The 19,956-nt window shown below is 44.6% G+C and carries 19 protein-coding genes; 9 read left to right on the forward strand and 10 right to left on the reverse strand.

What is annotated here, in order from left to right; all coding sequences use genetic code 11:
• Positions 1–13: 13 nt before the first annotated feature.
• From rimM to rplS, 3 genes are read left to right on the forward strand one after another with little or no spacing between them, the layout of a single operon-like run.
• Positions 14–562 (forward strand): ribosome maturation factor RimM, encoded by a 549-nt coding sequence (gene rimM / locus FKN08_RS00070; RefSeq protein ID WP_005379964.1) that lies wholly within the window; start codon positions 14–16, stop codon positions 560–562.
• A gap of 27 nt (positions 563–589) precedes the next feature.
• Positions 590–1,333 carry a tRNA (guanosine(37)-N1)-methyltransferase TrmD gene (trmD, locus tag FKN08_RS00075; RefSeq protein WP_005425529.1) on the forward strand — a complete coding sequence of 248 codons (744 nt, stop codon included), beginning with the start codon at positions 590–592 and terminating at the stop codon, positions 1,331–1,333.
• 42 nt (positions 1,334–1,375) lie between these two features.
• Positions 1,376–1,729: a 50S ribosomal protein L19 gene (gene rplS / locus FKN08_RS00080; protein WP_005379971.1), complete on the forward strand. Its 354-nt coding sequence runs from the start codon at positions 1,376–1,378 to the stop codon at positions 1,727–1,729.
• A gap of 495 nt (positions 1,730–2,224) precedes the next feature.
• On the opposite strand, the gene yacG is transcribed toward rplS, so the two are convergent.
• From yacG to nadC, 8 genes are all read right to left on the reverse strand, one after another.
• On the reverse strand, positions 2,225–2,419 hold the full coding sequence (gene yacG, locus FKN08_RS00085) for a DNA gyrase inhibitor YacG (protein ID WP_005396692.1): 195 nt from the start codon (positions 2,417–2,419) through the stop codon (positions 2,225–2,227).
• Positions 2,420–2,577: 158 nt separating this feature from the next.
• Positions 2,578–3,318: a cell division protein ZapD gene (gene zapD / locus FKN08_RS00090; protein WP_005396691.1), complete on the reverse strand. Its 741-nt coding sequence runs from the start codon at positions 3,316–3,318 to the stop codon at positions 2,578–2,580.
• A 27-nt stretch (positions 3,319–3,345) separates the two neighbouring features.
• On the reverse strand, positions 3,346–3,960 hold the full coding sequence (coaE, locus tag FKN08_RS00095; protein WP_047008979.1) for a dephospho-CoA kinase: 615 nt from the start codon (positions 3,958–3,960) through the stop codon (positions 3,346–3,348).
• Complete coding sequence (locus tag FKN08_RS00100; RefSeq protein WP_012841418.1) at positions 3,961–4,830, reverse strand: A24 family peptidase; 870 nt, start codon at positions 4,828–4,830, stop codon at positions 3,961–3,963.
• 64 nt (positions 4,831–4,894) lie between these two features.
• Positions 4,895–6,118 carry a type II secretion system F family protein gene (locus FKN08_RS00105; RefSeq protein ID WP_017635918.1) on the reverse strand — a complete coding sequence of 408 codons (1,224 nt, stop codon included), beginning with the start codon at positions 6,116–6,118 and terminating at the stop codon, positions 4,895–4,897.
• A gap of 23 nt (positions 6,119–6,141) precedes the next feature.
• Positions 6,142–7,827 carry a type IV-A pilus assembly ATPase PilB gene (gene pilB, locus FKN08_RS00110; protein ID WP_170890956.1) on the reverse strand — a complete coding sequence of 562 codons (1,686 nt, stop codon included), beginning with the start codon at positions 7,825–7,827 and terminating at the stop codon, positions 6,142–6,144.
• A complete protein-coding gene (locus tag FKN08_RS00115) occupies positions 7,827–8,222 on the reverse strand; it encodes a pilin (RefSeq protein WP_170890958.1) in 396 nt (131 codons plus the stop codon). Before FKN08_RS00115 ends, pilB begins: the two co-directional genes overlap by 1 nt.
• Before the next feature lie 261 nt (positions 8,223–8,483).
• Positions 8,484–9,371, reverse strand: a complete 888-nt coding sequence (nadC, locus tag FKN08_RS00120; RefSeq protein ID WP_170890960.1) for a carboxylating nicotinate-nucleotide diphosphorylase — start codon at positions 9,369–9,371, stop codon at positions 8,484–8,486.
• Between the two features lie 92 nt (positions 9,372–9,463).
• Here nadC and ampD point away from each other — a divergent pair, with 92 nt between their 5' ends.
• From ampD to lpdA, 5 genes are all read left to right on the forward strand, one after another.
• Positions 9,464–10,015 (forward strand): 1,6-anhydro-N-acetylmuramyl-L-alanine amidase AmpD, encoded by a 552-nt coding sequence (ampD, locus tag FKN08_RS00125; protein WP_170890962.1) that lies wholly within the window; start codon positions 9,464–9,466, stop codon positions 10,013–10,015.
• A 405-nt stretch (positions 10,016–10,420) separates the two neighbouring features.
• Positions 10,421–11,188 carry a pyruvate dehydrogenase complex transcriptional repressor PdhR gene (gene pdhR / locus FKN08_RS00130; RefSeq protein ID WP_005396680.1) on the forward strand — a complete coding sequence of 256 codons (768 nt, stop codon included), beginning with the start codon at positions 10,421–10,423 and terminating at the stop codon, positions 11,186–11,188.
• A 48-nt stretch (positions 11,189–11,236) separates the two neighbouring features.
• The gene (aceE, locus tag FKN08_RS00135; RefSeq protein WP_170890964.1) at positions 11,237–13,900 is read left to right on the forward strand and encodes a pyruvate dehydrogenase (acetyl-transferring), homodimeric type; all 2,664 of its coding nucleotides are present in this window, start codon (positions 11,237–11,239) and stop codon (positions 13,898–13,900) included.
• A gap of 19 nt (positions 13,901–13,919) precedes the next feature.
• Positions 13,920–15,818: a pyruvate dehydrogenase complex dihydrolipoyllysine-residue acetyltransferase gene (gene aceF, locus FKN08_RS00140; protein ID WP_109169466.1), complete on the forward strand. Its 1,899-nt coding sequence runs from the start codon at positions 13,920–13,922 to the stop codon at positions 15,816–15,818.
• Between the two features lie 267 nt (positions 15,819–16,085).
• Positions 16,086–17,513 carry a dihydrolipoyl dehydrogenase gene (gene lpdA, locus FKN08_RS00145; RefSeq protein WP_005379993.1) on the forward strand — a complete coding sequence of 476 codons (1,428 nt, stop codon included), beginning with the start codon at positions 16,086–16,088 and terminating at the stop codon, positions 17,511–17,513.
• Between the two features lie 146 nt (positions 17,514–17,659).
• Here lpdA and opaR read toward each other — a convergent pair whose 3' ends face one another.
• The gene (gene opaR, locus FKN08_RS00150) at positions 17,660–18,274 is read right to left on the reverse strand and encodes a transcriptional regulator OpaR (RefSeq protein ID WP_031780576.1); all 615 of its coding nucleotides are present in this window, start codon (positions 18,272–18,274) and stop codon (positions 17,660–17,662) included.
• 318 nt (positions 18,275–18,592) lie between these two features.
• Here opaR and hpt point away from each other — a divergent pair, with 318 nt between their 5' ends.
• Entirely contained in the window at positions 18,593–19,123 is a 531-nt protein-coding gene (hpt, locus tag FKN08_RS00155) for a hypoxanthine phosphoribosyltransferase (protein ID WP_005379995.1), read from the forward strand.
• Between the two features lie 77 nt (positions 19,124–19,200).
• Here hpt and can read toward each other — a convergent pair whose 3' ends face one another.
• Positions 19,201–19,869, reverse strand: a complete 669-nt coding sequence (can, locus tag FKN08_RS00160; RefSeq protein WP_005379996.1) for a carbonate dehydratase — start codon at positions 19,867–19,869, stop codon at positions 19,201–19,203.
• Between the last annotated feature and the right edge of the window lie 87 nt (positions 19,870–19,956).

Raw genomic sequence — 19,956 nt, forward strand, 5'->3', positions numbered from 1 at the left:
TAGAAACTAGTTTATGTCGATGAAAGGTAAAGAAACAATGAGCAACGAAAAGATTGTTGTAGGCAAGTTTGGTGCTACTTACGGCATTCGAGGTTGGCTTAAGGTTTTTTCCTACACAGACAATGCTGAAAGCATTTTCGATTACAGCCCTTGGTACATTAACCAAAAGGGTAAGTGGGTTGAGTACAAAGTAGAAAGCTGGAAGCGCCATAACAAAGGTATGGTGGCTAAGCTGGAAGGCATGGATGTTCGTGAAGACGCGCATCTAATGACGAACTTTGAAATTGCTATTGACCCTGCGGTACTGCCTGAATTGTCAGAAGATGAGTTCTACTGGCGCGAATTGTTTGGGATGCAAGTTGTAACTACTAAAGGTTACGATCTAGGTGTCGTTACTGACATGCTAGAAACTGGCTCAAACGATGTTCTGGTTGTTAAAGCAAATCTTAAAGATGCTTTCGGGCAGAAGGAACGATTAATCCCGTTCCTTGAAGAGCAAGTGATCATTAATGTTGATCGCGAAGCTCAACGGATCGAAGTTGACTGGGATCCTGGATTCTAATCTCCAAAATTACAGAGCGAGATAAACATGTGGGTTGGCGTTATTAGCCTTTTTCCAGAAATGTTCCGTTCTGTTACTGATTTTGGAGTAACAGGTCAAGCGGTTAAAAAAGGTCTTTTGTCGATTGAGACTTGGAATCCTAGAGATTTTACTCACGACAAACATCGCACTGTCGATGACCGACCTTACGGTGGTGGCCCTGGTATGTTAATGATGGTTCAGCCTTTGCGCGATGCCATTCATACCGCGAAAGCAGCCTCACCGGGCAAGACGAAAGTCATCTACCTTTCTCCTCAAGGTCGCAAGCTCGACCAGAAAGGAGTGGAAGAACTGGCAACGAATGAGAACTTGCTTCTGATTTGTGGTCGTTATGAAGGGGTAGATGAGCGCATCATTCAATCTGAAGTCGACGAAGAATGGTCGATTGGTGATTTTGTGATGACGGGTGGTGAGATACCAGCCATGACGTTAATCGACTCTGTCTCTCGGTTTGTTCCGGGTGTACTAGGGGATTTTGCGTCAGCAGAAGAAGACTCTTTTGCAAATGGCTTGTTAGATTGCCCTCACTATACGCGTCCAGAAGTATTGGATGACAAAGAAGTACCAGCGGTACTGATGTCAGGCAATCACAAGGACATTCGTCAATGGCGACTAAAACAGTCGCTGGGCCGAACTTGGCTTAGAAGACCAGAGCTCCTGGAAAACCTAGCTCTGACTGACGAACAGGAACAATTACTTGCTGAGTTCATTAGTGAACATAACGCAAAGTAACCTAATTTATTTAGTATCAGTTTATTCTAGGAATTTAAAAAAATGAGTAACATCATCAAAGCTCTTGAAGAAGAGCAAATGAAATCAGACCTACCTAAATTTGCACCAGGTGACACTGTTGTAGTTCAAGTTAAGGTAAAAGAAGGTGACCGTGAGCGTCTACAGGCTTTCGAAGGCGTTGTAATCGCAATCCGTAACCGTGGTCTACACTCTGCTTTCACTGTACGTAAGATCTCTAACGGTGAAGGTGTTGAGCGTACGTTCCAAACACACTCTCCAATCGTTGATAGCATCGAAGTTAAACGCCGTGGTGCAGTACGTCGTGCCAAGTTGTACTACCTACGTGAGCGTTCTGGTAAGTCTGCTCGTATCAAAGAGAAACTTGCTAAGAAGTAATGCTATAACTAGCGTTCTCATCTTAAACGGAGTCCTTTTAGGGCTCCGTTTTTTTATTTGTGTAATTAGCTTGCTCGTTTCTTTTCACCCGACCTGCACTGTCGATGCTCATGCACTGGCATATACTCCGCGCCTCTGCCTTGCTCGAATAAAAATAGCTTTGCTAGGTCATCAAAATAGTCAGAGTTGAAAAGGGGTGAATGAATACCGATTGCAGACCGCAATGGTTAAAATTCATCATTCTGGATAGCGAAGAAGTAGCGGGATTCAGAATCTACTAGCCGAAAGCACTAGTGTTTAAGTCGTCAACTTCAGAAGTGTCCTTACTGTTAGTGGATTCCTGATGTCGCTATGGTTCCTCGGAATGATGGCAAATGATGACCAAAGATTACAGGGCTCCGCGGTTAAAATTCGTCACTCTGGACAGCGACGAAAGAGCGTGATTCAGACTCCCCAAGAAGGAGCCTAGGATATTCCTTTACCCTAGAGCCTCAATTAATACTGGTCTTCAGACCAGCCATCACTGTCGGACATATCGGGGGCGCCTGGGATGGTGTTTTCTTCATCTGCCCATTCACCAAAATCAATCATTTGGCATTGTTTACTGCAGAAAGGGCGATGAGGACTTTGTTCTCCCCATTCTACGTCGGCGCCACATTGTGGGCATTGAACGATGGTAATTTTAGACATAGTTGAGCGTCCCATTACTAATTGGTGTTAAAGGGTAGTATACCTAAATGAATTCAAGATGGCTTATTCAACGCGCTATTGCTGCTACGAATTTTTATCCAATATACGAACAATAAAGCGTTGAATTTTAGATTGTGGGGGTGAGGCTTAGTGTCGCCTTAGCTGCACACAGCAAGTTCAAACTCAATATCTTGTGTGCACGCTTGACCGTTTTCAAACGACATAAACTTGATCGCAAAGCGGTTTTTATGGCCAGAAATCATAGGATAAACGCCATATTCCATTGGGATGTGAAGTCTTAGAATATTAGCTTCATCAGCGTCACTTTGGAAGAAACCCGCACGACCGATTTGAGCTTTAAAATGTCCGGTCTCTCTAGTGAGCTTTAACCATAATGAAAGCGCATCAGACAAGGGCCTTAAGCTTGCTTGCCACTGCTGCGCATCATGCTTTTTGCGTTCAATGGGTAGGTGAAGCCAGTAATGTAACGCTGGTAAATCAAAACAGCATGAACCACCCGGTAGATTAAAGCGTTGGCGGATAGAGCTTAAGAAGCGATCTTCTTTTAGTGCTTGACCAAAACGCTCTGCACCCATCAGTTGGCTATGAACGACATCTATCTCTTGTAGTAGGGTATTTAATGCGTCTTGATCGACGCCATCAACATTTAGCCAATGGCGGTACGACAATCGTTGTTTCTCTAAATCTTTGGCCAGTTCACTTTTTAGCTGGATCTGTTCGAAGATTTCAACCATATCGAATAACGCACGGAAAAACAGTTGGTACTGGTGATTTTCGCTAAACCCAGAGGCCAAGTGAGCCTGACGCAGCAGAGACTCCACTCTTAGATAAATACGAGTTTTCTCATTTAACGGATGTTCAAATTTGTGCGTGGTCATCGACATAAGCCTTTGTGAGTTTCGTTCCTATTTTCGCAGATTTTTCTTACACATGGCTAGGTACTTTTCGTGCAAATCTGTGATTTGAAGCAAAAGATCTGGGTCACTTGGATTATTCTTAACCACATCGTCTGCAAGCGCGAGTCTTTGCTCTCTTGATGCTTGAGAGGCAAGGATAGCGCGAGCTTGTTCTTCACTCACATTGTCTCGTTTCATCGTGCGAGATATCTGTGTATTCGGTTCTACATCGACGACAAGAACTCGATCACACAAACTGTCTAGCTTGTTTTCTACGAGCAACGGCACCACAAGTAACGCATACTCTGAGGTGACTTGCTGCAAATCTTCGATCATCTTTTCACGAATTATCGGGTGCAACAGTGCGTTGAGCCATGCTTTTTCATCTGAGTTTGAAAAGATTTTCTCTCTCAGCTTTGCGCGATCTAAAGTTTGGTCTTCACGAACTATATCGTGACCAAAATGTTCAATAATCGCGTTTAGGCCGGGAGTGCCTGGCTCGACAACTTCTCTTGCTACAATGTCTGCATCGACGATATCGATTTTAAATTGTTGTTTGAACAGATTCGCGACGGTTGTTTTACCGCTAGCGATACCACCTGTTAAACCAATAACCAAAGCCATTTACACTCCTAGAACTGAAGTAAAGTACCAGTTTAAAATCTGGTCGCCCCAAATTAAGCTTATCCAACCAGCAATTGCTAAGTAAGGACCGAAAGGAAAAGCTTTTTCAATTCCCTGTTTTTGCAAGCGTAGTTGAATGATGCCAAATACGATGCCAACCACAGAAGAAAGTAGAATGATCATCGGCAGTGACTGCCAGCCCAGCCAAGCCCCTAGTGCTGCGAGTAATTTAAAATCACCATATCCCATTCCTTCTTTACCGGTAAGTAACTTAAAGCCCCAGTAAACGGACCAGAGACATAGGTAACCAGCAATAGCACCAATGACAGAATCTTGTAGAGTAACAGGACTTATTTCGACTAATGCTAAGGCAATGCCAGCCCAAGTTAATGGTAATGTTAATTGGTCAGGTAACAACATAGTATCGAGATCGATAAATGTTGCGGCGATTAAGATAAAAGTGAAAAAGAGTAGGGCAACGGTAAAGTAACTAAAACCAAAGTGGTAAGCGACAAAGCCTGAGCAGAACGCAGTGAGCAGTTCAATCAGTGGATAGCGTGCGCTAATGGCTGTCTGACAGTTGTGGCATTTGCCTTTTAAAAGCAGCCAGCTAATCACAGGGATGTTGTCTCGAATACGTATCGGCGTTGCGCACTTCTGACAGGAGGAGCGTGGGACGCTCAAGGTCAGCACTTCTTTAGGAGGTTCTATTTTGTATTCAGGAAATGACTCGGCACATTCGCGTCGCCATTCTAGTTCCATGATTTTAGGTAGTCGATAAATAACCACATTGAGGAAGCTACCCACGATCAGACCGAAGATGGTGGCAAACACAACGAATAGCCAAGGGTAGTACTGGAATACTTCCATATTTGTCTCTTGAGCGATGAGTGAAATCAGCAAGATGCTGTTTTAAAGGAGTTAACAGCTCATTCTAGCCCAATACACTCATTAAGTTAAAGATTGGCAAGTACATTGCTGTCACTAATCCGCCAACAACGATGCCTAAAAAAACGATAATTAGCGGCTCTAGAATTTTACTAAGGTTGTCGACGGTGTTATCGACTTCAAACTCGTAGATCGTTGCAACTTTATTGAGCATATCGTCAAGTCGACCAGACTCTTCACCGATCATGACCATTTGTAACACTAATTCAGGAAACACATTACAGTTACGCATGGCAACATACATTGGCATACCTGCGGCGGTATCACGGTAAACTTCTTCTATGGCGAGTTGATAGTGTAAGTTTCCTGAGGTTTTTGATGTGGTTTTTAAACTGGTTAGAATTGGAATACCCGCTGTAAAGCTTGTGGCGAGTGTTCGACTAAATTTGGCGATAGCGGCTTTTGATAATACAGGGCCCAGAACAGGAAATTTAAGCACAGAGCGGTTGAGCATTAAGCGAAAAGAATCTGAACGCTTAGAGAGGATTCTCGCCGAGATGAATAAACTAATGGAGCCTAGTGCGATAAACGGACTCCAGTTTTGTGTCCAGGCGGAAAGATCTAATACTTGCCTGGTAAACCAAGGTAAATCAGCACCAAAACCAACAAACATTTTTTCAAACTCGGGAATGACTTTGGTGAGCATGATAAACGACACGCCTAACGCTACTAGCACTACCATGGCTGGGTAAATCAGTGCTTTGATCACTTTCGCACGGAGTTGTTCATTTTTTTCTCGGTAGGTGGCTAAGCGCTCGAATACTTCTGCTAAGTTACCGGATTGCTCACCTGTGGCGATAAGGTCGGTATAGAGTGGGTCAAAGTGTTCACTTGCAGTGCGCATGGCTTTTGACATGGGCGTCCCCGCTTCAACGGCGCGTGTCACACTCATCAAAATGGATTTCATCTCTGCTTTTTTGTGATTTTCTGATACCAATTTTAAAGCCTGAACTAAGGGTACACCGGTTATCAACATCGTCGAAATTTGCCGGGTAAACACCGTGATGTCTCTGCCTTTCACGCGATGGCTGAGTTTAGTGAGAAACGAGATACTGCTTTTCTTTAACTTCTTGATCTTGATGTGCTGTGCGTCTAGACGCTCGCGTACTTCAATTTCCGTCATCGCGAGGGTTTGTCCAGACGTCTTTTTGCCTGAACTGTTGATGCCTTTCCAGCGGAAGTTTTTAAGTTGTGGTGTAGTGCTTTTCATAGAGGTGACTGCTGATTAAAGGATTAAAAATAAAGTACGCGCTGTAGTTCACTAAAACTTGTGATCCCTTGTTTGAGTTTTTCTATGCCCGACATTTGTAACGTGCTCATACCATTTGCGATGGCGAGTTTTTCTAGTTCATGTACCGAGGCACCTTTAATAAGCGCTTCGGAAAGAAATTCATCAAAGGGCATCACTTCATAAATCCCCGTTCGGCCGGAATAACCATGGGTACACTCATTGCATCCATCGGGATTGGCTTTAAAAATGTTGTCGCTTGCTTGAATTCCGAGGTGTTGTAGCTGAACGGTAAGCTCTTGTGATTGTTTGCAGTGCGAGCACAGTTTACGGGCCAAGCGCTGGGCAATAATCAAACTAAGAGAGGAGGCCAAGTTAAAGCTTTCTACGCCCATGTTTGATAAACGAATCACCGTTTCAGCCGCAGAATTGGTATGCAAGGTTGAAAGTACTAAGTGACCGGTTTGCGATGCTTTTATGGCGATTTCCGCAGTGTCTAAGTCACGAATCTCACCGACCATGACCACATCGGGGTCTTGACGAAGAAAAGAGCGTAATGCCTCTGCGAAGCCAAAGCCGATCTTTGGCTGTACTTGTACTTGGTTAATGCCTGATAAGTTAATTTCTACCGGATCTTCTGCTGTGGAAATGTTGATTTCTGGTTTATTGAGAATACTCAGCCCAGTGTACAGAGAAACGGTTTTTCCGCTCCCGGTTGGGCCTGTCATCAGAATCATGCCTTGTGGGCGACGCAGCGCATCCAAGTACAATTGTTTTTGTTGTTCGCTATAACCAAGCTTGTCGATATCCAGTGACGCAGAGCTGCTGTCGAGCAGTCGTAGTACAATTTTCTCTCCGAATAGAGTAGGTAGCGTGGATACACGCATATCAATTGCGGTGTCTTGGTTCAACTTGAGCTTAATACGCCCATCTTGTGGTAAACGTCGCTCTGCAATATCAAGTTTAGAGAGGATTTTGATACGAGCGGATAAGCGGCGACTTAAGTGGCTTGGTGGCTGCTGTGTTTCAATTAAGATGCCATCACAGCGTAGGCGAACGCGGTACATCTTTTCATAAGGTTCAAAGTGGATATCGGATGCGCCTTTGCGCACAGCGTCCAGCAGAATTTGGTTTATGTAACGGCTGACGGGCGACTCGTCTTGGCTCAAGTCTTCAATGTTGTCGATTTCATCTGCGCCCACATCAACCAGGTTGGCTAATTCTTCTTGGTTGATCTCTTTTAATCCAGACTTTTCTTGCCCAAGTGCTCGGCCATATAAGCGCCGAATCGCAGCGGTCAGCTCGCGAAAATCAGCGAGAACAAGTTCTACTTGCAACCCTGTCGCAAAACGAAAGTCATCTTCTGCTTGTTGGTTCGTGGGGTCGGCAACCGCTAATAATAACGTTGAAGGCGTACGTTGGAGTGGGAGTGCGTTATGTCGAGTGATTAATTCACGTAGACCTAGTTGTTGACAAAGCGAAGCGTACTCGTACTGAGATAACTCGGGCTGATTTAAACCAAAGAGAGAGCTTAAGTGCTCAGCGAGTTCGCTTGACGTGAATAACCCTGAACTGAGTAAAGCTTCCGGCATCGAAATGCCAGAGGCTTTGACTCGCTCAAGTAACGATTCTTCTTGGGGTAAGGTCAGTAACCCTTTTTGACGAAGAACCGTGCAGAGGTTGGTTTGCATTAGTTACAACCGTTGATCGAGACTCCTTTAGAAGCACTTATCGTACAGTTCCAAGAACCATCAGTATTTCTAGCTAAGGCTACAGAGCTTCCTTTACCACCACCTTCTGTTATCTCTACTGCAATACCCCCAGAGATAGATATGCTCCCAAGAGCAAAAGATACAGCCCCAATTTCTGAAATATTAATTGGAGCAGCACCACTTACGGCAAGATAGTCTTCGTAATTTGTTTTTAATGCTGAAGCAGTTGCTAGAGCTGAAGCTAATGAACTTTTCTCCACATATTTTTGATACTGCGGAATAGCAATTGCCGCTAAAACACCAATTACCGCCACGACAATCATTAACTCAATCAGAGTAAAACCCTGTTGTTTTTTCTGTTTACTGTTTTTCATTTTTAACCCTTTCCTAAAAATTAATAATGCTCTTGCATTGGCGAAAGATTATGGAGAGTTAAGGAGGGTTGAAAATGGGGAAGGGATGGGCTCTCGAGTGAGATAAAACTCTTTGGTAGAAAGTTGCATATTGCATGCAGAGTTTTGCGAGTAGTACTATTTTTTAGCGGATAAAAAGAAAGGGCCAATAGGCCCTTTTTAATGATGAATTACTCACAACTTACTGAGTTAGTTGAAGTAATTTTATATTTGTTGCTTAAACTATTTGAAGCGCATCGAAAGATCCATCGCTTTTAGATGCTTAGTCAACGCGCCTACCGAAATGTAATCGACACCGGTTTCTGCGTATTCTGCGATGGTCTCTAGCGTAATGTTGCCTGAGTTCTCTAAAGCGGCACGACCTGCGTTAATCGCTACGGCTTCACGCATCATTTTTTTAGTGAAGTTATCTAGCATGATGATGTCGGCACCGGCGTTTATCGCTTGTTTCAACTCTTCTAAGCTTTCCGTTTCTACTTCTACCGGTTTGCCTGGGTTAAGCTCTTTCGCTTTTTGGATGGCTTGGGTGATGCCACCACAAGCAATAATGTGGTTTTCTTTAATGAGGTAAGCGTCGAACACACCGATGCGATGGTTAAAGCCACCACCACACGTCACGGCGTATTTTAGTGCGCTACGCAGACCAGGAATGGTTTTGCGTGTGTCTAGTAGACGACACTCAGTATGCGCGATTTTTTCAGCGTACTCTGCGGTAACTGTTGCGCAGCCAGACAGCGTTTGGATGAAGTTCATTGCGTTACGCTCACCTGTCAACAAATCACGAGCAGGGCCTGTCAGCGTACAAAGGTTTTGGTTAGGTTCGACTTTATCGCCGTCCTTTACGTGCCATTCAATGCTGACCTTGCCACCGAGCTGCTTAAAAACTTCATCTGCCCATGCTTGACCACAGAACACACCATGCTCACGAGTAATAATCGTTGCGGTATTAACCGCCTCGGCAGGGATCAAAGATGCAGTAATGTCGTTATCTGCGTCGACATTGCCACCTAGATCTTCTTTTAAGGTATCAGCGACAGAGCGAGTGATCTCTAAAGGGAGTTGTTGTTTAAGGTATTCTAGGCGTTCTTGAATGTTGTGTGTGTTCTTCATCGCAAATCTTGTCTTGAAAGGGAGATGGCAACGAATGATACTCTCCGGTGTCAATAATTTCAGCAGTTAATTTGCAAAGTAGAGAGGTTGATATGCGCCCAATTATCGAGAATGGCTGGCTGACACAGGCAAAGCATGTTCCGTCACCATTTTTTGATGCTCGCTCTGATATAAACGACATCTCTCTGCTGGTGGTACACAACATCAGTTTGCCTCCTGGGCAGTTTGGTGGACCATATATAGAGGACTTCTTCACTGGCAAGCTAGACCCAAACGCACATCCATTTTTTGAAGTTATTCACAAAATGGGCGTTTCTGCACATTGCTTGATTAAGAGAAACGGCGAGGTTGTTCAATTTGTTTCTTTTCTCGATAGAGCATGGCATGCCGGTCAATCCAGTTTCGCGGGCAGGGAGCATTGTAATGACTATTCCATTGGTATCGAGCTTGAAGGGACAGAATTTACTGCCTACACAGAAGCGCAATATCAATCACTTGCAGAGATCACTGAGGTGATTATGCAGTCTTATCCCCACATCACCCTGCCACGAATTACCGGTCATCAATATATTGCGCCCTTGAGAAAAAGCGATCCTGGTCTAAGCTTTGATTGGGTGAAATATAGACAGCTTATACAGCGTTGATTTGTAGCGAAAGTGTAAATTCAAAAAAGCGAAATAAATAAGGCATACGATCAGGTATGCCTTTTTTTGATACCAGAAATATTAATGATTGTTAAAAGTTAACTACATTTTTACGCTCGTATACGCCGTTTTGGTGAAGAAATAGACTGATAATTTTGTCATTTTCTGTATTTCTTTTCCAAAATTGCTAGCACGTCGACTTCCCATTTGTATGCTTTATGTAATTGGTCATACCAATTCTATTGCTGTTTTAACAGTCGATTGTTATCAGAGTGTTGGAAGTAAGCTCGTTCTATGATTTAGGTCAATTTTCGGCTGGACAGTGGCGTTTTAATTATGTTAATTTCTGCACCAACTTAAAATTGGTATTACCAATTACCTGCAAGAGTAGAAGAACAATAAATTATGGCTTATCAAAGGATTCGTCAGCCAAAACTCTCTGATGTTATAGAACAAGAGTTAGAAAGGTTGATAGTGGAAGGAACATTGTCTCCGGGGCAACAACTGCCTCCAGAGCGTGAACTGGCAAGACAGTTCGATGTGTCTCGTCCTTCAGTCCGAGAAGCCATTCAACGCTTAGAAGCGAAGCGTTTGTTAACTCGTCGCCAAGGTGGCGGAACATTCGTAAGTGAGAATATCTGGAAGAGCTTTTCAGATCCCTTGTTGAATTTGTTGTCTAGTCATTCTGAAACCCAGCTTGATGTGCTTGAGTCTCGTCATGCAATGGAAGGAATTTCAGCTTACTTTGCAGCTTTACGTGGTACCGAAGAAGATTTTGCGCGTATTCAAGGTTGCCTTGAACGCATTAGCCAAGAGCAAGCAAACAACGATATCGAAGCTGAATCTGCGGAAGTGATGCAATTTTTGATCGCTTTGACCGAAGCCGCGCACAACGTGGTTTTGTTGCACATTGTTCGAAGCTTAGCACCTTTGCTTGAGCAAAATATTCTACAAAATTTTAAATTACTACGTCGCCGCCCAGAAGCGGTCGAGAAAGTCAGTAAACACCGAGCCAATATCGTGGATGCGATTGTTTCTGGTCAGCCTGAAAAGGCGCGAGAAATGTCCCACTCGCACTTGGCTTACATCGAAGAAACATTGTTGGATTTGACTCGAGAAGAGTCTCGACGAGAGCGTTCTCTACGTCGAATTCAGCAGGGTAATGACTCGTAAGAGCGTTACTTAAATAAGTAGATCCAACCAACAGAAGGATAGATCGCCATGTCTGATATGAAGCATGACGTAGATGCACTGGAAACTCAAGAATGGCTACAAGCGCTTGAGTCAGTTGTACGTGAAGAAGGTCTAGAGCGTGCTCAATTCCTATTAGAGCAAGTTCTAGATAAAGCACGTCTAGACGGTGTTGATATGCCAACAGGTATCACAACTAACTACATCAACACGATTCCTGCAGACCAAGAACCAGCATACCCAGGTGACACAACACTTGAGCGTCGTATTCGCTCAATTATTCGTTGGAACGCTATCATGATCGTTCTACGTGCATCTAAGAAAGACCTAGAGCTAGGCGGCCACATGGCGTCTTTCCAGTCTTCTGCTGCGTTCTACGAGACATGTTTCAACCACTTCTTCCGTGCACCAAACGAGAAGGATGGTGGCGACCTAGTTTACTACCAAGGTCACATTTCACCAGGTATCTACTCACGTGCATTCGTTGAAGGTCGTCTAACTGAAGAGCAGCTAGACAACTTCCGTCAAGAAGTAGACGGCAAAGGTATTCCTTCATACCCGCACCCTAAACTGATGCCTGAATTCTGGCAGTTCCCGACAGTATCGATGGGCCTAGGTCCAATCGCTTCTATCTACCAAGCTCGTTTCCTTAAGTACCTAGAAGGCCGTGGTCTTAAAGATACTTCAGAGCAGCGCGTTTACGCGTTCCTAGGTGACGGTGAGATGGATGAGCCAGAATCACGTGGTGCTATCTCTTTCGCTGCGCGTGAGAAACTAGACAACCTATGTTTCCTAATCAACTGTAACCTACAGCGTCTAGATGGCCCTGTAATGGGTAACGGTAAGATCATTCAAGAACTTGAAGGTCTGTTCAAAGGTGCTGGTTGGAACGTAGTGAAGGTAATCTGGGGTAACAACTGGGATTCACTACTAGCTAAAGATACTTCTGGTAAGCTTCTACAGCTTATGAACGAAACGATCGATGGCGACTACCAAACATTCAAATCTAAAGATGGCGCGTACGTACGTGAGCACTTCTTTGGTAAATACCCAGAGACAGCGGCACTTGTTGCTGACATGACTGATGACGAAATCTTCGCACTTAAGCGTGGTGGTCACGAGTCTTCTAAGCTATACGCGGCATACAAAAACGCGGCAGAAACTAAAGGTCGTCCAACAGTAATCCTAGCTAAGACTGTTAAAGGTTACGGCATGGGTGAAGCGGCTGAAGGTAAGAACATCGCGCACCAAGTTAAGAAGATGGACATGACTCACGTACTACACCTACGTGATCGTCTAGGTCTTCAAGACATCCTAACTGACGAAGCTGTGAAAGAACTTCCGTACCTGAAACTTGAAGAAGGTTCAAAAGAGTACGAATACCTACACGCTCGTCGTAAAGCGCTACACGGCTACACACCACAGCGTCTACCAAAATTCACTCAAGAATTCATCGTTCCTGAGCTAGAAGAATTCAAGCCACTACTAGAAGAACAGAAGCGTGATATCTCTTCTACTATGGCATTCGTACGTGCACTAAACGTTCTACTTAAGAACAAGAACATTGGTAAGAACATCGTTCCTATCATTGCTGACGAAGCACGTACATTCGGTATGGAAGGTCTGTTCCGTCAAATCGGTATCTACAACCCGCACGGCCAAACTTACACACCAGAAGACCGTGGCGTTGTTTCTTACTACAAAGAAGCGACTTCAGGTCAGGTTCTACAAGAAGGTATCAACGAGCTAGGTGCTATGTCTTCATGGGTTGCTGCTGCGACTTCATACTCGACAAACGACCTACCAATGATCCCGTTCTACATCTACTACTCAATGTTCGGCTTCCAACGTGTTGGCGACATGGCGTGGATGGCTGGTGACCAACAAGCACGTGGTTTCCTACTAGGTGCAACTGCGGGTCGTACAACGTTGAACGGTGAAGGTCTACAGCACGAAGACGGCCACTCGCACATTTTGGCGGGTACGGTTCCTAACTGTATTTCTTACGACCCAACATTCGCGTACGAAGTAGCTGTAATCATGCAAGACGGTATCCGTCGCATGTACGGTCCAGAACAAGAAAACGTGTTCTACTACCTAACGCTAATGAACGAAAACTACGCAATGCCAGCAATGCCAGAAGGCGCTGAAGAAGGCATCCGTAAAGGTATCTACAAGCTAGAAACTTACACGGGCGAAAAAGCGAAAGTTCAGCTGATGAGCTCTGGTACTATCATGAATGAAGTACGTAAAGCAGCTCAAATCCTAAGCGAAGATTACGGTGTTGCTTCTGATGTTTACTCTGTAACGTCATTCAACGAACTAACTCGCGATGGCCAAGATGCAGAGCGTTTCAACATGCTTCACCCAGAAGCGGAAGCGAAAGTACCTTACATCCAAACAGTAATGGGTACTGAGCCTGCTATCGCAGCAACTGACTACATGAAGAACTACGCAGAGCAGGTTCGTGCATACATTCCTGCTGAGTCTTTCAAAGTTCTTGGTACTGATGGCTTCGGTCGTTCAGACAGCCGTGAAAACCTACGTCGTCACTTCGAAGTGAACGCAGGTTACGTAGTAGTAGCAGCGCTAACTGAACTAGCGAAACGTGGCGAAGTTGAGAAATCTGTAGTTGCAGAAGCAATTAAGAAATTCGATATCGACACAGAGAAAACAAACCCGCTATACGCTTAATTAAGAAGGTAGATAAGAAATGGCAATCGAAATTAATGTACCAGACATCGGTGCGGATGAGGTTGAAGTTACTGAGATTCTTGTAAGCGTTGGCGACAAGGTTGAAGAAGAGCAGTCTCTGATCACAGTTGAAGGCGATAAAGCTTCTATGGAAGTTCCTGCTTCTCAAGCGGGTATCGTTAAAGAAATCAAAGTTGCAGAAGGCGACAAGGTTTCTACTGGTTCTCTAATCATGATTTTCGAAGCCGAGGGTGCAGCTGACGCTGCACCTGCTCCTGCGGCAGAAGCAGCTCCAGCAGCAGCTCCAGCTCCAGCAGCAGCGGCAGAACTAAAAGAAGTTCACGTACCAGACATCGGTGGTGATGAAGTAGAAGTTACTGAAATCATGGTTGCCGTTGGCGACAGCATCGAAGAAGAGCAATCTCTTCTAACTGTTGAAGGCGACAAAGCTTCTATGGAAGTTCCAGCGCCATTCGCAGGGACTCTAAAAGAGATCAAAGTTGCAGCTGGCGATAAAGTATCGACTGGCTCACTTATCATGGTATTCGAAACAGCAGGTTCAGGCGCTCCAGCAGCACCAGCACCAGCGGCAGCTGAAGCTCCTGCGGCAGCAGCTCCAGCAGCGTCTGCGGCAAAAGAAGTGAACGTTCCAGATATCGGCGGCGACGAAGTTGAAGTTACTGAGATCATGGTTGCAGTTGGCGACACAGTGGAAGAAGAGCAATCTCTAATCACTGTTGAAGGTGACAAAGCTTCTATGGAAGTTCCTGCACCATTTGCTGGTACGGTTAAAGAAATCAAGATTGCAGCTGGCGACAAGGTGTCTACTGGCTCACTAATCATGGTATTCGAAGTGGCGGGCGCAGCACCTGCTCCTGCAGCGGCTCCAGCTCAAGCGGCAGCACCTGCAGCTCCAGCTCCTAAAGCAGAAGCTCCAGCGGCAGCAGCTCCAGCAGCGACTGGCGATTTCAAAGAGAACGACGAGTACGCTCACGCGTCTCCAGTTGTTCGTCGTCTAGCGCGTGAATTTGGCGTTAACCTTTCTAAGGTTAAAGGTTCTGGTCGTAAGAGCCGTATCCTAAAAGAAGACGTTCAAGCTTACGTGAAAGATGCACTTAAGCGTCTTGAGTCTGGCGCAGGTGCAGCAGCATCTGGTAAAGGCGACGGCGCGGCTCTTGGTCTACTACCATGGCCAAAAGTGGACTTCAGCAAGTTTGGTGAGACAGAAGTTCAACCGCTATCTCGCATTAAGAAGATCTCTGGTGCAAATCTACACCGTAACTGGGTAATGATCCCGCACGTTACACAGTGGGATAACGCAGACATCACGGCTCTTGAAGCATTCCGTAAAGAGCAAAACGCGATTGAAGCGAAGAAAGACACTGGCATGAAGATCACGCCACTTGTGTTCATCATGAAAGCGGTAGCTAAAGCGCTTGAAGCGTTCCCAGCGTTCAACTCTTCTCTATCAGAAGACGGTGAGAGCCTAATTCTGAAGAAATACGTGAATGTTGGTATCGCGGTAGATACACCAAACGGTCTTGTTGTTCCGGTATTTAAAGACGTGAACAAGAAAGGCATCTACGAGCTATCTGAAGAGCTAATGGCTGTTTCTAAGAAAGCACGTGCAGGTAAGCTAACTGCTGCTGACATGCAAGGTGGCTGTTTCACTATCTCTAGCCTAGGCGGTATCGGCGGTACGGCGTTTACTCCAATCGTAAACGCGCCAGAAGTTGGTATCCTAGGTGTGTCTAAGTCAGAAATGAAACCGGTATGGAACGGTAAAGAGTTCGAACCGCGTCTACAACTTCCACTATCTCTATCATACGACCACCGTGTGATCGATGGTGCTGAAGGTGCGCGCTTCATCACTTACCTAAACTCATGTCTATCTGACATTCGTCGTCTAGTTCTGTAATAGAAATTAGATGAATGAGAGGCGGCAACTTAGCCGCCTCTGCTAATCATAATTACCGACAATTTGGTTATCAGCCTTGCTTCGTTCAGGGTTTTCACAATCGAATTGTTGTCTAGCTCACAGGCTAAATTGATTTACTTTTCACACCATTAACATCTCTGTAAACTGTTAGCGGTCTGAAAATAACTGTTTAAAACAAATCTCTCTTAAACATAAAAAATCGATACCCACTCAGCCTGTTAGGGATAATGACTACAAGAGGTCAAAATGAGCAAAGAAATTAAAGCCCAAGTTGTTGTACTTGGTTCTGGTCCTGCTGGTTACTCCGCTGCATTCCGTTGTGCGGACTTAGGTCTTGAAACTGTACTAGTTGAACGTTACAGCACGCTTGGCGGTGTATGTCTGAACGTGGGTTGTATCCCATCTAAAGCACTGCTTCACGTTTCTAAAGTAATTGAAGAAGCGAAAGCGATGGCTGACCACGGCGTTGTATTCGGTGAGCCTCAAACAGACATCAGTAAAATCCGCATCTGGAAAGAAAAAGTTGTTAACCAACTAACTGGCGGCCTAAGCGGCATGGCTAAGATGCGTAACGTTACAGTAGTTAACGGTTACGGTAAGTTCACTGGCCCTAACTCTATCCTTGTAGAAGGCGAAGGTGAGCCAACAGTTGTTAACTTTGACAACGCAATCGTTGCGGCTGGTTCTCGTCCAATCAAACTGCCATTTATCCCGCATGAAGACCCACGTATTTGGGACTCTACTGACGCTCTTGAACTAAAAGAAGTGCCAGAAAAACTGCTTATCATGGGTGGTGGTATCATCGGTCTAGAAATGGGTACGGTTTACCACTCTCTAGGTTCTAAAGTTGAAGTTGTTGAAATGTTTGACCAGGTAATTCCTGCAGCAGACAAAGATATCGTGAAAGTATTTACTAAGCGTATCAAAGACAAGTTCAAGCTAATGCTAGAAACGAAAGTTACAGCAGTTGAAGCAAAAGAAGACGGTATCTACGTTTCAATGGAAGGCAAGAAAGCGCCAGCTGAAGCTGAGCGTTACGATGCGGTTCTAGTTGCTATCGGTCGTGTACCAAATGGTAAGCTAATCGACGGTGAAAAAGCGGGTCTAGAAATTGACGAGCGTGGCTTCATTAACGTTGATAAGCAAATGCGTACTAACGTTCCTCACATCTTCGCGATCGGTGATATCGTTGGTCAACCAATGCTTGCTCACAAAGGTGTGCATGAAGGTCACGTAGCTGCTGAAGTTATCTCTGGTAAGAAGCACTACTTCGACCCTAAAGTTATCCCTTCAATTGCGTACACTGAGCCAGAAGTGGCTTGGGTTGGTAAGACTGAAAAAGAAGCGAAAGAAGAAGGCATCAAGTACGAAGTTGCAACATTCCCATGGGCAGCATCAGGTCGTGCAATCGCATCTGACTGTGCAGACGGTATGACTAAGCTAATCTTCGACAAAGAAACTCACCGCGTAATCGGTGGTGCTATCGTTGGTACTAACGGTGGTGAACTACTTGGTGAAATCGGCCTTGCAATTGAGATGGGCTGTGATGCAGAAGATATCGCTCTGACTATCCACGCTCACCCAACTCTACACGAGTCTGTAGGTCTAGCTGCTGAAGTATTTGAAGGTTCAATCACTGACCTGCCAAACAAAAAAGCAGTTAAGAAGAAGTAAGCTTTTTCTGACTGAATGATAGAAACCGCTGCATTGCAGCGGTTTTTTTATGTTTGCTAGGTAGGAATATAAACGTGTGCTCGGCTGACAGCAGACAATAAAAAGCCCACCAAACGGGTGGGCTGACATATATTGCGAGTTAAGCTTTAGTGTTCACGGTTGTAAATGCAAAGCATGTCTAAGTATGAACTAACAAGGTGCTTAAGTTCCGCTTCACTTTTTGCACGGTTCGCTTGGACAAACAGTGAGTAACAAATACCGTGGAACAAGTTTGCCAAGTGTTCTGAATCGTGCTGATCACACACTTCGCCACGTTCAATCGCTTTAATGAACATGTTTTGTACCAGCAACTGGTTAGTACGGTTAGTTGAAACAAACAATGGCCATACTTCGTCACGTGTTGAAGCACTCCACTCGAACCAAACTTTTAGCCAGTGACAATCTTGGCTGACAAGCTCGATCATCGCATTAGTAATATTGGCGATGTTTTCACGCGCGTGTAGGTCTAAGTCAATGTTATCCGATAGGAAGTTCGAGAACTGACGTACGACGTGGTTGAGTACTTCATCCACTAAGTCTTCACGAGTCGGGAAGTAGTTAAAAACGGTCGCCACAGAAACTTGAGCAATTTCTGCGATATCTGCATGACCACCACGACCGATGCCGCGGCGCGCAAACACTTCCAATGCGATTTCCATTAACTGTTGCTTACGCTTAATCGGGGAAAGCCTAGTTCTAGGTCTCTTTGCAATTGAGTCCATATCCATTTTCCTTGCCATTTGAGTTGATATTGGGGGTAACCCCCTAATTGATTATTTTAATAGTTGCTTAAAGCAGTGATGAGTGTAATGGTGCATATCAACAAGGTCAACATCTGTAGAACAATTTATATACAGTAATGTCATTATTATTGATAAATTTAGCTATGAACTTTATAAAACTAAGACCTTCTTCCAAGATTTTTTGGCAACAGGATGTGACTTTCAACCCAATGAACGTGGTGATACACTACACGCCGTAAGATTAGGTGATCGTTTGCGTGCGACTTACCTCAACCCACAAATTAGATTGAGCACAGTATGAAACATACAATAGAAGTCATGATTTCTGAGCAAGAAGTTCAGGAACGAGTTCGTGAATTAGGCAAACAAATTACAGAGCGTTATCAAGGTAGTGAAGATCTTGTGTTGGTAGGCTTATTGCGTGGCTCATTTGTATTTATGGCAGACTTGGCACGTGCTATCGAACTGACTCACCAAGTTGATTTTATGACAGCGTCAAGCTACGGCAACACAATGGAAAGTTCACGTGACGTTCGTATCTTGAAAGATTTGGATGATGACATCAAAGGCAAAGACATTTTGCTTGTTGAAGACATCATTGATACAGGTAACACACTAAATAAAATCCGTGAGATCTTATCGCTGCGTGAGCCGAAGTCTATCGCGATTTGTACGCTCCTAGATAAACCATCTCGTCGTGAAGTGAATGTTCCTGTGGATTGGATTGGTTTCGAAATCCCAGATGAGTTTGTCGTTGGTGTGGGTATTGATTACGCGCAGAAATACCGCCACTTACCATACATCGGTAAAGTTGTACCTCAAGAATAATCATTGAGAGCAGCATTAAAAATACAAAAAAACGCCCATCTTAGATGGGCGTTTTTTGTTCAACTTTTAGATGTAGCTTAGCGACAAAGCAGCTTATTGTCTGTATTTAGAATCGTCGAAAGGGCTTTCTGATAAGACGCTTCTACGGTTTCCTTAGAGTTAGAACGAATGCCTAAGTACTCTAAACGACCATCTTCAATGCCGTATACCACGCCATGAATTTCAACATCTTGCCCACGCTCCCAAGCGTTTTGCAGGATGGTTGAGTTACCCAAGTTGTACACTTGCTCTGCGACATTAAGCTCGCCTAGTTTATCCGCTCGATCTTGCTGCGGCATTTGATCTAGGTAAGTGCGGTGTTTGAAATAGATATCTCTGATATGTAACAGCCAATTATTAATAAGACCTAGCTTAGGGTTATCAATGGCAGCGTTTACGCCACCACAGCCATAGTGTCCACAGACAATGATGTGCTTAACCTTAAGAACGTCTACGGCGTATTGAACGACGGACAGACAGTTGAGATCAGTATGGATGACTTGGTTTGCAACATTCCGATGAACGAATAGTTCACCCGAGTATAGTCCGGTTAGTCGCTCGGCAGGGACACGGCTATCAGAACAGCCAATCCAAAGAAAATCGGGCTTTTGACCCTCTGCGAGTTTTGCGAAGTATTCAGGTCGATCAGATTTGATCTCTTGAGACCATTTTGAATTGTTTTCAAATAACTGTTTAATTTCCGGCATCTTGCAAACTACTTCCCTTAAAAGACAAAAGCGCTGCCGCTTATATGAACATGCAAGCGATCAGTGTTGTAACTATACACAATGTTA

Source organism: Vibrio sp. 1-2 (7-a) (assembly GCF_013048515.1).
GTDB lineage: Bacteria > Pseudomonadota > Gammaproteobacteria > Enterobacterales > Vibrionaceae > Vibrio > Vibrio diabolicus.

Bases quoted from the DNA above. Each gene is read 5' to 3' on its own strand.
- zapD (WP_005396691.1), bottom strand. From the start codon at position 3,318: ATGACCACGCACAAATTTGAACATCCGTTAAATGAGAAAACTCGTATT.
- aceE (WP_170890964.1), top strand. From the start codon at position 11,237: ATGTCTGATATGAAGCATGACGTAGATGCACTGGAAACTCAAGAATGG.
- aceF (WP_109169466.1), top strand. From the start codon at position 13,920: ATGGCAATCGAAATTAATGTACCAGACATCGGTGCGGATGAGGTTGAA.
- hpt (WP_005379995.1), top strand. From the start codon at position 18,593: ATGAAACATACAATAGAAGTCATGATTTCTGAGCAAGAAGTTCAGGAA.
- FKN08_RS00105 (WP_017635918.1), bottom strand. From the start codon at position 6,118: ATGAAAAGCACTACACCACAACTTAAAAACTTCCGCTGGAAAGGCATC.
- pilB (WP_170890956.1), bottom strand. From the start codon at position 7,827: ATGCAAACCAACCTCTGCACGGTTCTTCGTCAAAAAGGGTTACTGACC.
- FKN08_RS00115 (WP_170890958.1), bottom strand. From the start codon at position 8,222: ATGAAAAACAGTAAACAGAAAAAACAACAGGGTTTTACTCTGATTGAG.
- pdhR (WP_005396680.1), top strand. From the start codon at position 10,421: ATGGCTTATCAAAGGATTCGTCAGCCAAAACTCTCTGATGTTATAGAA.
- ampD (WP_170890962.1), top strand. From the start codon at position 9,464: ATGCGCCCAATTATCGAGAATGGCTGGCTGACACAGGCAAAGCATGTT.
- opaR (WP_031780576.1), bottom strand. From the start codon at position 18,274: ATGGACTCAATTGCAAAGAGACCTAGAACTAGGCTTTCCCCGATTAAG.
- lpdA (WP_005379993.1), top strand. From the start codon at position 16,086: ATGAGCAAAGAAATTAAAGCCCAAGTTGTTGTACTTGGTTCTGGTCCT.
- rimM (WP_005379964.1), top strand. From the start codon at position 14: ATGTCGATGAAAGGTAAAGAAACAATGAGCAACGAAAAGATTGTTGTA.
- rplS (WP_005379971.1), top strand. From the start codon at position 1,376: ATGAGTAACATCATCAAAGCTCTTGAAGAAGAGCAAATGAAATCAGAC.
- nadC (WP_170890960.1), bottom strand. From the start codon at position 9,371: ATGAAGAACACACACAACATTCAAGAACGCCTAGAATACCTTAAACAA.
- FKN08_RS00100 (WP_012841418.1), bottom strand. From the start codon at position 4,830: ATGGAAGTATTCCAGTACTACCCTTGGCTATTCGTTGTGTTTGCCACC.
- coaE (WP_047008979.1), bottom strand. From the start codon at position 3,960: ATGGCTTTGGTTATTGGTTTAACAGGTGGTATCGCTAGCGGTAAAACA.
- trmD (WP_005425529.1), top strand. From the start codon at position 590: ATGTGGGTTGGCGTTATTAGCCTTTTTCCAGAAATGTTCCGTTCTGTT.
- can (WP_005379996.1), bottom strand. From the start codon at position 19,869: ATGCCGGAAATTAAACAGTTATTTGAAAACAATTCAAAATGGTCTCAA.
- yacG (WP_005396692.1), bottom strand. From the start codon at position 2,419: ATGTCTAAAATTACCATCGTTCAATGCCCACAATGTGGCGCCGACGTA.